Source organism: Streptomyces viridiviolaceus (genome assembly GCF_014650995.1).
Taxonomy (GTDB): Bacteria; Actinomycetota; Actinomycetes; order Streptomycetales; family Streptomycetaceae; genus Streptomyces; species Streptomyces viridiviolaceus.
On the sequence record NZ_BMWA01000033.1, the window covers coordinates 89,165 to 101,503 of the forward strand.

At 69.0% G+C, this 12,339-nt stretch carries 13 protein-coding genes and 3 pseudogenes; 4 read left to right on the plus strand and 12 right to left on the minus strand.

The window, feature by feature from the left end:
• Positions 1-9 precede the first annotated feature (9 nt).
• The gene (locus IE260_RS35190; RefSeq protein WP_189879411.1) at positions 10-966 is read right to left on the minus strand and encodes an alpha/beta fold hydrolase; all 957 of its coding nucleotides are present in this window, start codon (positions 964-966) and stop codon (positions 10-12) included.
• Between the two features lie 710 nt (positions 967-1,676).
• On the opposite strand from IE260_RS35190, the gene IE260_RS35195 reads away from it, so the two are divergent.
• Positions 1,677-2,288 carry a TetR/AcrR family transcriptional regulator gene (locus tag IE260_RS35195; protein ID WP_189879414.1) on the plus strand — a complete coding sequence of 204 codons (612 nt, stop codon included), beginning with the start codon at positions 1,677-1,679 and terminating at the stop codon, positions 2,286-2,288.
• A gap of 704 nt (positions 2,289-2,992) precedes the next feature.
• Here IE260_RS35195 and IE260_RS35200 read toward each other — a convergent pair.
• The 4 genes and pseudogenes from IE260_RS35200 to IE260_RS35215 all read right to left on the minus strand — a co-directional run bounded on the left by IE260_RS35200 (position 2,993) and on the right by IE260_RS35215 (position 6,549).
• The gene (locus IE260_RS35200; RefSeq protein WP_189879443.1) at positions 2,993-3,532 is read right to left on the minus strand and encodes a GNAT family N-acetyltransferase; all 540 of its coding nucleotides are present in this window, start codon (positions 3,530-3,532) and stop codon (positions 2,993-2,995) included.
• 483 nt (positions 3,533-4,015) lie between these two features.
• Positions 4,016-5,236 (minus strand): amidohydrolase family protein, encoded by a 1,221-nt coding sequence (locus IE260_RS35205; RefSeq protein ID WP_229881622.1) that lies wholly within the window; start codon positions 5,234-5,236, stop codon positions 4,016-4,018.
• Between the two features lie 115 nt (positions 5,237-5,351).
• Positions 5,352-5,795, minus strand: coding sequence for an Rrf2 family transcriptional regulator (locus tag IE260_RS35210; RefSeq protein ID WP_189879417.1), 444 nt, complete (start codon positions 5,793-5,795; stop codon positions 5,352-5,354).
• 77 nt (positions 5,796-5,872) lie between these two features.
• Positions 5,873-6,549: pseudogene (locus tag IE260_RS35215) on the minus strand (transposase family protein).
• A gap of 58 nt (positions 6,550-6,607) precedes the next feature.
• Between IE260_RS35215 and IE260_RS43230 the strand changes: the two are divergent.
• Positions 6,608-6,952, plus strand: a complete 345-nt coding sequence (locus IE260_RS43230; protein ID WP_373303447.1) for a transposase family protein — start codon at positions 6,608-6,610, stop codon at positions 6,950-6,952.
• Here the strand turns inward: IE260_RS43230 and IE260_RS35225 are convergent.
• Together IE260_RS35225 and IE260_RS35230 are read right to left on the minus strand one after the other, a co-directional pair.
• Entirely contained in the window at positions 6,895-7,644 is a 750-nt protein-coding gene (locus IE260_RS35225; protein ID WP_189879419.1) for an SDR family oxidoreductase, read from the minus strand. The two genes, IE260_RS43230 and IE260_RS35225, sit on opposite strands and share 58 nt — an antisense overlap.
• Before the next feature lie 134 nt (positions 7,645-7,778).
• Positions 7,779-8,525 carry an SDR family NAD(P)-dependent oxidoreductase gene (locus IE260_RS35230; protein WP_189879445.1) on the minus strand — a complete coding sequence of 249 codons (747 nt, stop codon included), beginning with the start codon at positions 8,523-8,525 and terminating at the stop codon, positions 7,779-7,781.
• A gap of 126 nt (positions 8,526-8,651) precedes the next feature.
• Between IE260_RS35230 and IE260_RS35235 the strand changes: the two genes are divergently transcribed.
• Positions 8,652-9,251: a TetR/AcrR family transcriptional regulator gene (locus tag IE260_RS35235; protein WP_189879421.1), complete on the plus strand. Its 600-nt coding sequence runs from the start codon at positions 8,652-8,654 to the stop codon at positions 9,249-9,251.
• Positions 9,252-9,622: 371 nt separating this feature from the next.
• Here the strand turns inward: IE260_RS35235 and IE260_RS43235 are convergent, their stop codons facing one another.
• Together IE260_RS43235 and IE260_RS42180 are read right to left on the minus strand one after the other, a co-directional pair.
• Complete coding sequence (locus tag IE260_RS43235) at positions 9,623-9,931, minus strand: Rossmann-fold NAD(P)-binding domain-containing protein (RefSeq protein ID WP_229881623.1); 309 nt, start codon at positions 9,929-9,931, stop codon at positions 9,623-9,625.
• 279 nt (positions 9,932-10,210) lie between these two features.
• Positions 10,211-10,297: pseudogene (locus tag IE260_RS42180) on the minus strand (transposase); the annotation flags it as partial.
• A gap of 7 nt (positions 10,298-10,304) precedes the next feature.
• On the opposite strand from IE260_RS42180, the gene IE260_RS43240 reads away from it, so the two are divergent.
• Positions 10,305-10,580, plus strand: coding sequence for a 4-hydroxythreonine-4-phosphate dehydrogenase PdxA (locus IE260_RS43240; RefSeq protein WP_373303448.1), 276 nt, complete (start codon positions 10,305-10,307; stop codon positions 10,578-10,580).
• A 95-nt stretch (positions 10,581-10,675) separates the two neighbouring features.
• Here the strand turns inward: IE260_RS43240 and IE260_RS35250 are convergent, their stop codons facing one another.
• The 3 genes and pseudogenes from IE260_RS35250 to IE260_RS35260 form a co-directional block, all read right to left on the minus strand.
• A complete protein-coding gene (locus tag IE260_RS35250; RefSeq protein ID WP_189879423.1) occupies positions 10,676-11,170 on the minus strand; it encodes a FadR/GntR family transcriptional regulator in 495 nt (164 codons plus the stop codon).
• A gap of 61 nt (positions 11,171-11,231) precedes the next feature.
• A pseudogene (locus tag IE260_RS35255) lies at positions 11,232-11,475 on the minus strand (FAD-dependent monooxygenase); the annotation flags it as partial.
• A 433-nt stretch (positions 11,476-11,908) separates the two neighbouring features.
• Positions 11,909-12,339: Ku protein (locus IE260_RS35260; protein WP_308434725.1), on the minus strand; the 431-nt coding region annotated here is incomplete at its 5' end.

The window sequence follows — 12,339 nt, forward strand, 5'->3', positions numbered from 1 at the left end:
AGCATCCGCTTACGCGGTCTGTCTGTCACGGTAGGGCGCCAGGAACGCGGTGAGCGCCGACAGCATCGCTTCCGGGGCTTCCTCGGCGGGATAGTGGCCGCACTCAGGGAGGACAACGCTCTCCACGTCGTCGGCGGTAAGCTGCATCGTCGCGCCGACCGATGAGCCCAAGTTCTCCGCTCCCCCGATCGCGAGAACGGGGAGGGACAGCCGTCGAGTCTTGCGCTTGTGGTTCTGTTCGATGGTCGTATCGAGCGCGCGGTAGAACTCGAAGCTGCACCGCAGGGCTTCCGGGTCGGCAGCGAGGATGTCGACGTAGTACTGGACGGCGTGGTCGGGCAGTGCCTTCGCTGATTTCGTGGCGAACTGGTGGCCGAAGTAGAGCTGTTCCCGTCCGCTGACCAGCTGTTCGTTGACGCCGGTGAGGCGGTTGAAGGCGAAGTGCCAGAGGCGGTCATTGGCCTCCCGGCTGCCGAAAAGAGGTGGTGTCGGGGAAAGTCCCGGGATCGCGGCCTCAGCGACGGCCAGGCGGTCGAGCCGGTCAGGGTGGTCCGCGGCCAGGGCATAGCCGGTCCACATCCCGACGTCGTGACCGACCATGGCGAATCGCTGGTGTCCGAGCGAGTCCATCAGCGCCACCAAGTCGCCTGCGAGCGTGCCGGTGTCGTATCCGTCCAGGGGTTTGTCGGACAGTCCGACACCACGCGGATCGACCGCGACGACCTGGAAGTCCTGTGCCAGCGCGGGCATCAGGAGGCGCCAGGCGTACCAGGTCTGGGGCCAGCCGGCCAACAGCAGCAGCGCGGGTCCTTCGCCACCGGTCACGGCGTGCAGGCGCAGCTCGCCGGTATCGATGTACTGGCTGGTGAAGGTGTCGGTGAATCGGGCCGGGAGGTTCGGGGCCTCGAAGACGGAGCCGGGTCCTTCCGGCGTGGGCAGGTGGGCTGGCGACAGACTCACGATCATCCTTTGCGGCAGTGGTTGACGGGGGTTTCACCGAGTGGGCAGAAGGCAGCGGAGCCACGCGTCATGGCTCTCGCTCGAGCAGTGGTGATGACGAGGCGGCTCAGTGCGCCGGCGAGGGTTGTCGCTACGACGGTGACGGCGAGGAGCAGGGTTGCGACGTCCTGGCGGGATCCGCCCCGTACTGCGCGAACAGGCCGGCGGCGATGGCGCCCTGGTCCCAGTCCGCCCATGGGCGACACCGTGGAGACGGTCGACGCTCGTCGGGTGTGCTCGTCGCCGCATGCCCGGAGAGCGGCGGCCAGGAGGGGGCGGCGGCCCGCACGGTCGGAAGCCGACGCGAACACCATGAGCGCGAGCACCGTCCCCAAAGGCGTGGACGGCGAAGACCAGCGTGGTGGTGAAGGGCCCGACGCCCATCTGCGGCGCCCAGAACGCATACAGCGGAATCGGCAGCGTCCCGCCCAGCATGACCAGGGTGTACACCGCGGCTACGAGCCAGAACCCGGCGCGCACCCGGCGCCCGTCGACGGGCGGACCGACGTGTGCGGACGTCTGGCGCGGTGTCGTTGATCATCATGCGGCCTTTCGAGTGATGGAACCGCCGTCCATCACGCTAGCCATCTTGGATCGATCGGTCAAAGATAGTGTGACCGATCGTTCCAGGATGCAGGTAGGCTCACAGCAGAGTCGTGAAACTGGAGGTGAGCGCCATGTCCGGCCGGAAGCAGTTCGACGTCGGTGCGGCCCTGGACCAGGCCATGCGAGTGTTCTGGCAGCGCGGATACGCGGAAGCCTCGCTCGATGCCCTCGGTTCCGCCACTGGTCTGGGCCGCGGCTCCCTCTACGGCACCTTCGGCACCAAGGACGCCCTGTTCCGCCAGTGCCTCGACCGCTACGTGTCGATCTACGGCGCGCAGTACGAGCAAGCGCTGACGGCACACTCCGGTGATCCGGTACGTGCGGTCGAGGCATACTTCGACCTCATCCTGAGCCGCATCGCCGACCCGTCGGTTCCCGTGGGATGCCTCATCGCACAGTCCGCCGCGCAGTCACCGACCCTGAAGGAGGAGAACAGCACTCAGGTGCGCGGCCTGCTCGACCTGCAGCGCCAACGGGTACGCGCGGCACTGGCGGACTCCTCGGCCGACGCCCGAACGCTCGACGAACTCGCCACATTTGTCGTCGCCGTCAACCAGTCGCTGGCCGTACTGAGCCGTGCCGGCGCTTCGGACGCCGAGCTGCGCTCCGTGGCCCGGCTCGCCTGCACAACGGTGGCAGACACCCTCGCTCGGGCAGCACCGGAGGACGTCACCCAAGGGTGACGGGCACCGACTCCTCCGGGACTCGGCCTTCTGCAGCCCAGCATGCCGACGGCCGCACCGGGCATGCGCGGTGCCGCCAGGGGACAGTGTCGCAGAGGCCGGAGCATCCCTTCCCTGGCCCCGAATCCCACGGTCTTCGCACCAGCCTTCGAAGAAGAACTCTCCGTCGTCCGCCAGGCATCCTGCGCTCGGGTCCGCCACGACCTGCTGCTTGCACACGCACCCGCCTCTCTTCCCGAAGCCCCTCGCGACGCCGCCGCCACCGAAGACGCACCTGTCGCCAGACTCCGCGACGCCATCTGCGATCTCCTCCGGCAGTACTGGGAGGTGGCCATCGAGCCGATGTGGCCTCAGATGCGGCTGGACTGGAAGCGGACATGACCCACCGTGCCCGCCAGCTTGCCCTGGGGGGGCGCCCGACTGCCGTCTTCCAGGTAGGGCTTGCAGGGGCCCAGTCCGCTGGGTCGAGGGCGGTTCGCGAAGGGTGTCCTGCCAGGGTCCGTCTTCAAGGATCACCGAGGAAACTGGAACGCCGGCCACGAGCTGCGCCTGCTCGTCGACGCCACCGTCCGCAGCGCGGCCCCCCGCCGTTCGACGAACAACGCGCCTCCGCGTCACTCCTCCAAGCGCCTGCACACCCCGCAAACCCGCCCGCCCGGCTTCGTCAACAGCGCTTCGACAGATCCGAGCTGTCGAGCGTGAACTCAAGCTGAGGACGGTATCGGGGACCGCAGGACGAGCCACTGCTCGGCGTCCCAGGCCCGGAACCGCTCTACTTCGGTGAACCCCAGCTTTGCCGCGAGGCGCATCGAGCCGACGTTGGCGGTCTGGGTGGAGAGCACCACCGGCTCACCGGGAAGAACGCCTTCGAACCAGTCAAGTGCCTCCGCACACGCCTCGGCGGCATACCCGAAGCCCCACGCCCGTGGCAGGAACAGGTAGCCAAGGTCGGCTTTCCCCACCGCAGCCGGACGATGGTGCTCCGTTGCTCTCCTGAGCAGGATCTGGCCGATCATCGCCCCGTCCATATCAACGACAAAGCTCCCGGGCCACCGCTCGGGCAACTCGGGCAACTCGCGCTCAAGCTCATCACGCGGGCGGGGTCCACCGAGGTAGGTGCGCACATCCGGCGACGCCAGCAGCTCGATGAACGCCGCACGATCCCGGGCCTCGGGCTCACGCAGCACAAGCCTCTCAGTCCTGATCAGTGCAGGCGGCCACGCAACGGGTCCGAGGTCATTCATGTCGGCCGGCCAATCAGCAGGCTCAACAGCGATCGAGACTCGCGGCACCCATTGACTCCTCAGCACCCTGAGATGTCCGGAAACGGCACCACGGCCGCACACGCGCCGACATCGGCCGCGGGCCCGGGCCGGCGGCCCCCTCCCAGGGCGCACTTCGGGAGACCGCCCGGGCCTCGCCGTCCTGTCGATGTTGCACGGCACTACGGCGGTAGGACGGTCGGTCCCCGCGGCGCTCACTCGGTGCACCGGACAGGTGAACAAGGACGCCCGCCCGAGGCACACCCCGGAGGGGCGCGGAGGGATTCAGCGCTTCGCGCTGCCCATCACAATGCCGGGGACACCGGAATCGACGGCCAGGTCAGGCCAGATGGTGGACGGCTTCCTCCAGAAACACCGGGCGCAGGGTCGGTCGGCGAGGCCCCGGCGCGCTGAATCTGCCGTGGTCGGGTGCGACCCGCCGACCACGGCTGGTCACACAGCTTCCTAGCGCTTGTCGATGGCGAGGCGGCCGTTCAGGATCACCATGCTGAGGTCGCGAAGGTTGCCGATATCCGCAGTGGGATCAGCGTTCAGCACGAGCAGGTCGGCGCGCTTGCCGGGGGCCACCGCGCCGAGGTCGGGGCGGACACACTGCCGCGACGCGCCGCTGGTGCCTGCGGCCAGCACCTGGGTGGGCGTCAGCCCGGCCGCCACCATCAGTTCGGCCTCTTCCAGAGTGTTGGCTCCGAATAGGCCCCGACCGCTGAAGGTGTCGCTGCCCAGCGCGATGTGCACGCCCGCCTCAGCGACCTTCTTGAGATTGCCGCGGGCGTGCGGGTGGGCATCGTCGATCCAGAGCGTGGGCGTGTAGGTGATGCCGTGTTCGAGCATCAGGTCGATGAGCGAGTGGTCGGTGAGCGGCTCGACGGTGACACCGTGCTCCAGGCCGTCCGCCCCAGCCTCGATCGCCTCGCGTGCCGCGGCTTGCTGGGTGGTGTGGACGGTAACCCGAAGGCCCCGCTCGTGCCCGGCCTCGATACCCGCCCGCAGGAGATCGAGGCCAAGCCTTTCCAACTCGACACCATCCGGAAAGGCAGGATTCTGCCAGAGGTACTTCGGCCCGCCGAAGTGTGCGCACGCGCCTTCCGACAGGAGTTTGATCGCGTCCACCTTGCGGTCAGCGAGGTGGTGCACCAGGTCGCGGACCTGCTGCACACTGTCGACTTCTCCCGTGAAGCGCTCGCGCGCCCAGGGGTTGCCGCTGAAGACGGTGGCGGCGGGATGCCCGTCGCGTCCGGTGATACCGCAACCGGTCGCCAAGAGTCGTGGGCCCCGCAGCGTGCCCGCGGCGATTTTGGCCCGTGTGCCCAGGATTCCGCCCGTAGGATCACCCACCGACTTGATGGTGGTGATCCCGTGGTCGAGGAACAGCCCGAGCTTTCCGGGAAGCTCGTCCTCCTCGAAGGCCCGCATCGAATCCGGACCGCAGACCGCGCGCACGTCGTAGACATGGACATGAGTGTCTATCAGACCCGGCATGACCCATCCTTCGGCCGCATCCACCTCCTGTCTGCCCCTGAGCGGCTCGGCCGAGACCGAAGCGATCTCTCCGCCGTTGATGGCGACGTCGTACAGACCGGCGAGCGTCTGGCGGCCGTCGAAGACATGTGCGCGACTGATCACGAGGTCGTGGAGCGCAGCACCGCGAGCCTCGGTGCTCGACATTGCAACGGACCCCTTGGGCATCGCTCTCACTCCTGGCGCTCGGGAACAAACTGTAACCAATCCAGTGACAGTTAAGTCATGTGTCATGACGCAGTACGCATGCGTCACCGCTTCATCAGTGGCCCCTCGGTTCGCCGTCGGAGGCCAGTATCTGCTGCAGCAGGCCGGCGATCGTCGTCCTGCCGAGCTGTTCCTCCAGAGCTCGTTCCGCGCTCCGGAACTCTGCGTCAAGCAGGTCGCCGATGCCACGTCCGACCTCGCACCCCCCATTGGGGGGATGGGTGTGCCGCGAGAAGATCTGCCCCTCCTCGACGGCGGCGTACGCGTCATAGAGCGTGATGTCCCGCGGGGCGCGGGCAAGGGACCAACCGCCCCCCCGACCCTCGGTGGACCACACCAGGTGAGCGTCTCGCAAGCGGCCGAGGATGCGCCGCACGAAGACCGGATTACTTTCAAGGCTGTCCGCGATCTCCGCGGAAGTCAACGAGCCCCCACGCCGGTGAGCCAGCATCGCAAGCGCGTGAATCGCGACCGCGCTCCTGCTGCTGAGCCCCGCCATCCCCTGCTCCCGCCGTCGCCACCGATGAACTGGAACCAGGCTAGTTGCAGTTAGATGGGTGGTCAACCGAGCGGCCCTCAGCCTCGGTTCGAGCAGGTCAGGTGCAGGGCGACGAGGGCCTGGACGCGGCTGGTGATGCGGGTGGTGGCGCATCACAGGCGCACACGAGCCGCCAGGTCATGAGGGCCGCCGTATGGTGCCGCCGGCGCCGGTAACCCTTGGCAGCCCAGCACTCCACGTCGGCCTTCTCCAAGGCGGAGATGATGCCGTGGGTGCGCGCCGCCTTGTTGTCGTGGACCGCGCCGGTAGCGCGGGTGCCGCCCACAGCAGCCGCCCCGCAGAATCGATGATCACCTGCACGTTCATGCCGTGCTTCTTGCGCTTCCCGGAAGAGAAGGGCCGGCCGGCGGCGAACCGGCCGATGGGCAGCAGCGTGTCGTCCAGGCGCGCGAACGCCTTGGCGGAGGCGGTCTTCATCGCTTCGGCGAGGGCCGGTGCGAGGGAGGCCGGCACCTCGATGACCTCGGCGACGTACCGTAGGCGTTCGTGGTGCCGACGCCGAACCCGGCGGCGAGCTGGACGCAGGTATGACCGGAGCACGGGTGTGCGAGGACGAACAGGGCCTGGCGGCCCGCGCTCACGCCGCGCCAGCGTGTTCCACTTCGTGGCGGCACACCCGCAGACGTGCGGATAGGTGGCGGAGGGCCGAGGCGGACACATCGACGCCGGAACGGCCCGGAGTCGAAAGCCGCAGCCACGCAGCGCGAGGTGGCGCGAGAAGGCGAGCCGCAGGAGCCGGTGCCCGGTACCAGTTGGTCTTCGCCGACCGGTTGGTGGCCACGCTGATCCGTCTGAGGCACGACTGGCCGCACTCGGTTCTGGGGCTGCTGTTCGGTGCCGATCGTTCCACCATCACCCGACGAATGCCGCCCGTGCAACGCACGCTGGGAACGCGACCGCCACTGGCACTCATTCGACCGCATCACTGCCACCTGCCGCGCCGTTGCCGGCAGCCTGGTGACCGACCGCACTGCGGCCACCTGAACCGCACCCCTCAAACAGGGCTCCACGACCTCCCCCGCCATCACGCACCAACTCGTCAGTACGCAAGCTCCCCGATGCCGCCATCGACGCGCAGCACGGTACCGGCGGTGTAGGCGGACTCGTCCGAGGCAAGGTAGACAGCCGCCTTCGCCAGCTCGGTAGCGGTGCCGATGCGATGGAGGGGCACGGTCCGCCGGAGTTCGGCGTAGATGGCGGCCTGGCGCTCGGGGCCGAGCGGCTTGAACGTGTCCGTGACGGTCGGCCCCGGGCTCAGCCCGTTGACCCGGATACCGCGGTCCTTCAGCTCATAGGTCAGCCCACGGGAGAAGGACAGCAGGCCCGCCTTGGCAGCACCGTAGACCGCCGCGTTCTCGTGCCCGACGAAAGCAGAGACCGAGCCGACGAGAATGACCGAGGCCTGCCGTGAGAAGAGCGGCAGCAGGGCCCTGATCAGGAAGAACGGCGCCTTGAGGTTGGTGGCGATGAGCCTGTCGAACGCCTCTTCGGTCCATTCCTCGATCGGGAGATGGGTGACATCGGCGGCGTTGCTCATCAGGATATCGAGGCGCGGCCACTCCTCCTGCAGCCGCGCCGCGAGCGCCGCCTGGCCGGGCACGTCCCCGGCGTCGCTGAGAATGGGCAGCAGCGGGCCGTCCAACTGTCGGGCGGCCTCGTCCAGCCGTTCCTGCGAGCGGCCGGTGATCGCGACGGTCGCTCCCTCGGCGAGGAACTCGCGGGCGGTCTCAAGCCCGATGCCGCCCGTCCCGCCCGTGATCAGTGCGTGCTTTCCCTCAAGACGACCCATCGAACTCGTTCTCCTCACTCGCGCCAAGGCGCGTGGTTCTGGTAGCAGTGGTTCTGGCAGCGATGACGGGCCTCCCCGCCATCTCGGAGAACGCCACACCGCCTTTGCCTTGCCGGCGGCAGGCGCATCCGGGGTCAGATGGCGGTCCGGCCTCCGTCGGCGGCCACGATGGCGCCGGTCATGTAGCCGGCCTGGTCGCTGGCGACGAAGGCGATCACCTGGGCGACCTCCGCCGGGTCGGCGGTGCGCTTCAACGCGGTCGTCAGTCCCATGCCGCCGAGGTCGGGTCCCATGGCCGCCACCACTTTGGAGGTGGTCATCGGGCCGGGTGCCACGGCGTTGACGCGCACGTTCGACGCGGCGAACTCGGCCGCCCAGGTGCGGGTCAGGGACTCGAGCGCCGCCTTGGTGGCACCGTAGACCGCCATCGGCGGCATGCCCAGGCCGGCGGCGGTGGAGCTGACGTTGACGATGCTGCCACCCCCGCCGGCGGCCATCTTCGGCGCGAGCTGGGCGGTGAGGAGGAACGGCGCGCGCACGTTGACTGCGAAGGCGGCGTCGTAGTCGGCGATGTCCTGGTCGGCGGTCGCGCTGAAAGGGACGACGCCCGCGTTGTTGACGAGGATGTCCACCGCCCCAGCGTCCTCGGCCAGCCGCTGCACGGCCTGCGGGTCGGCCAGGTCGGCGGGGATGAAGCGCGCGGTGCCGGCGGAGCCGACCGCGTTCCGCACGTCGTCCACGACCCGGGCGCCGCGGTCCGGGTCGGTACCGGTGATGATCACGTCGGCCCCGCCGGCGGCGAGGAGCCTCGCCGTCGCGTGCCCGAGCCCGCCGATGGCGCCCGACCCGGTGACCAGTGCCGTATTGCCGGTGAAGTCCATGTCGTCCCGCCTTTCGTCGGCGGCGCGCTCACGCACCAGCGACTTCCGTGCCAACGTTCAAGAAGTACCTCGGCCATCACCGTACGGCCTTTTGTGCACGCGGTCAAAAAGTCGTAGCCTGGAGGCATGGCAAGGACAGGGCGCCCCCGGGCATTCGACAAGGACCAGGCCCTCGAACGCGCGCTTCTGCTCTTCTGGTCCCGTGGCTACGGGGCGACCTCCGTCCAGGACCTCGTCGACGCACTGGCCCTGGAGCGGGGCAGCCTGTATGGCACCTTCGGCGACAAGCGCAGTTTCTACCTGACGGCGGTTCAGCTGTACTGGGACACCTACGAACGACAGCTGGTCACGGCGCTGGAGGCCGGCCCGGTGCTGCCGGCACTGCGGGAGGTGCTCGCCAACCCGGCCCGGGCGCAGGAGATCGCCTCCGACGTCGGAGTTCCGCAAGGGTGCATGATCGGCAACACCACCGCCGAGCTGGTCCCGCACGATGCCGAGGCCCGCGAGATCGTGGCCCGCTCGCACGCCCGCTTCATCCAGATCGTCGCCGACGCCCTGCGGCGCGCGCAGGCCGGCGGCGAGGTCACCCAGGCCGCCACCCCCGAGGCACAAGCGCAGCTACTGCTGTTCACCGTCCAGGGCCTTTCCCTGGTCTCCCGCGCAGGACTGGACACGGCCGCCGCGCTCGCCGCCGTCGACGCCCTGATCGACGGGCTCCGCGCTTGATCCGCGCACTCGGGACCCGCCGTGCATCCGTGGACGACCTGGGGTTGCACCGACTGAACAGTGCCCATGACCCGAGCCTTCACTTCCGGAGAGTCGGAGGCCAGCGCTGCCGACTGCACGCGCGGCCGACCGCCGTGGGTGCCTTCCGGCGGGGCTCGGTGACCGTGAGCTTGTCATTCAAGGTCTGATCTGCGCGTTCGGTGCGTCGCACGGATGATGTTGACGTTCACCGCATAGCGGTTGTCGCTGTTTCAGTAAGGTGTGTCGCTGTGCCGATGGGCGGCCACCGTCTCGGTTTGCGGTGTCGAGACTCGAGGGCAGGCCCCGGCGGCGGAGCCGCTGCCCGCCAGCCATGTGTGCCTTCTGGTCCACTAGATCACGCTGTCCCAGGCGTCGTCCCGGGTGTCCTCGATGCCCGGCCAGTCCACGAAGCCGGCGGAGTTCACCAGCGCGTCCGGCGCGCCGAAGCGGTCGCGTACGACGGGTCTGTCTGCCAGCCTGCCAAGCCGCTGGCCGGCGTCGCACCGCCGTACGACTCCGCCGTGCGGCAGCCGCCGCACGGCGCAACGGCGGTCGGCGGGCACCTCACGGCGACAAGCAGGACCGCGGTGCCCCTCGTGTTCGCCCCCGGCCCCGCCGCACGAGGAGCAGATCGACGTCAACGAGCTCTCCGTTCCCATGCGTCCAGGGCGCAGATGCCTCCGGCCGGTGGCGCCACCCCGTACGTCGGCACCGTGCTCGCCCCGGCCTCTCCCCCGCCGACGGCGACTACGGATCGATGCTGCGGGCGTTCGTGGAAGTCGACCGGGCCACCATGGGCCCCGAACGGCTCGCCGCCGAGCTGCCCGTCTCCGAACGCCCTCACCGCTACGTGCCCGCAGCGCCGGTCGGCCCTCCGGGAGCCGGACCTGGAGAACTGGCGGCGGCGCTAATAAGGTTGCTCGTGATGTCGTCTTCTGTCAGGGGCTGAGCGTCAGTCCTGTCTCGGCGAGGCAGCCGTTTATGAGGAGGCTGCGGTACTGGATGTGGCGTGGGCCGCGCCGGATGCATTACATGAGGTGTTCGGGGGACTGCCGGTCCCCATCTTGCGCTCCGGCCCACGGCACGGCGTTCGACATCGTCGGCAAGGGCATCGCCAACACCGGATCCATTCAGAAAGCAATCGACCTCGCGGTGCGCATCGGCGGCCGCAGCGACGAGCGCGTGAGCCTCTCCGTCAGCCTGAAGGGGGCGAGGAGGGAAGCATCCGGGTGCTGCCCCTCCCCCGCTCCCTTCCTGGTCCCCAGCTGCGGGCCCACCTGGCAGCCACCAGGCTCATCCAGAAGGTGACGGAAGCGGCTTCGCCACCGCAGGCAACCTGGCCGCCTGTGCCGGACTCGCCACCCACCAACCGACACCCGCTTACACCGGTCCGCTCGCGCCACTCACCTCTGTTCCCCGGAGAGCAGGGTGTCCAGCATGTACTGGCGAGAGCGCTCGATACCTTCGAGGGCGATCTGCTTGATCTCCTCCTCCGACCCGCCTCTGATGGCTTCGACCAATCGACCGTGGTTGACGCTCGTGTACGGAGGTCGGCCGAGTTCTCCGCGGAGGTTGAGGAAACGTTCAATTTCCTCGTGCAACGTGTTGATCATCGGGATCATCAGTGACACGCGGGCGACTTCCGCGATCGCCACGTGGAGCAGCCGGTTCGCCTCGTTCAGGTCCGCACGTGAGGCGTTGACCGCCACGGTCGCTGCGCTGAGCGCGTCCAGGCGGTCGAGATCTTCGGCCCTGGCCCGCTGCGAGGCCAGTACGGCCGCTTCCGGCTCCAGAAGCCGTCGCAGGCGGTAGGTGTCCTGGAGGTGGGCGTCAAGCCGTAAACCGCCGCCATGCGAGCGGCCCGTGGCCCCAGAAGGCGCGATGCCATCCGGGGCCACGGCCAGCCCCGCTGAATGCCCGGTCGCCGCACAGCACGGCGTCGAGTTTCCAACAGAGCTAGGCGGCATCGCGCACCCCGGCCGCCATGCCCTGGGCGATCCACGCGGCATGGCGTGGGCGGCGTCACCGGCGAGGAACACCCGTCCGACGCGGAAACGGGAGGCGAAGCGGACGTGGTGGCTGTAGACGCTGCCCCGCAGGACCTCGACACTGTCCCGGCCGATTCCGGACGCGCGACCAGCCGGTACACGGCCTCGTCCGTGGTCAGCTGCCTCTCGTCGTCGCGGGGGAGGACGGGGAACTCCAGAACGACCAGCCGGGTTTCCGGTGACCGCCCTCGCCTGCGGCAGGCTGCCGGACCGCGACTGCGGCAAGCGGCTTCGACGAACGGCGGTCCATGACAAGGGACTTACGATGATCACTGTGACCACCCGCCGCACTCTTGGCTCCGGCCCCGAGGCCCCCGCGCAGAGCATCCGCGCCGCAGAGGCAGACCTTCTTGACGCACTGCCCGGCATCCGCCTGCCGGACATGGGCGATCTGCGTGCCCGCGGTGTCCTTGGAAGCCAACCGGCGGCGTCACCGGGCCCGCGACGGGCCCTTGGAACCGGCCGCACGGATGAGGCTGCGGCGGAATCCCCCGCCTGACGCCGCCACGAGTCAGGCCGCAGTCAGATGCTGCGCGAGCGCTCAAAAGCGGTTTGCCATTCGCTCAGAGATGGCTGGCCGCAAAAGGGCTATGGCCGATGTCGGACCGATGGGCGCCCGTGCGCCCGCTTGGCAGCCCGGACACTCTCCTCCAGTGCTGCCATCAGGTCCAGCGCCGGGGCAGGCTGCGCCGGCTCGACGAGCTCACCGCCGGTGATCTGTGCGTCCACGAGCTGCTCGAGGGCGTGGGCGTATTCGTCGTGCACCTCGCCGACGTCGATGCCGGTAAGTTCTCGGATCAGCACCTCGGCCAGCTTCAACTCCCGGTCAGTGACCGGCGCGCAGGATGCGAGGTCCCCAGGGTCGCGCAACTCGTCCTGCCACAAAAGAGTCTGAAGGATGAGCATGCCGTGGCGGGGGCGGAGCAGCGCCAAGCGCTCCCGGCGGTGCAGGGCGACCTTGGCCACGGCGACGTAGCCGACGCGGGCGAGCGCCTCGACGAGCAGGGCATAGGGGCGGT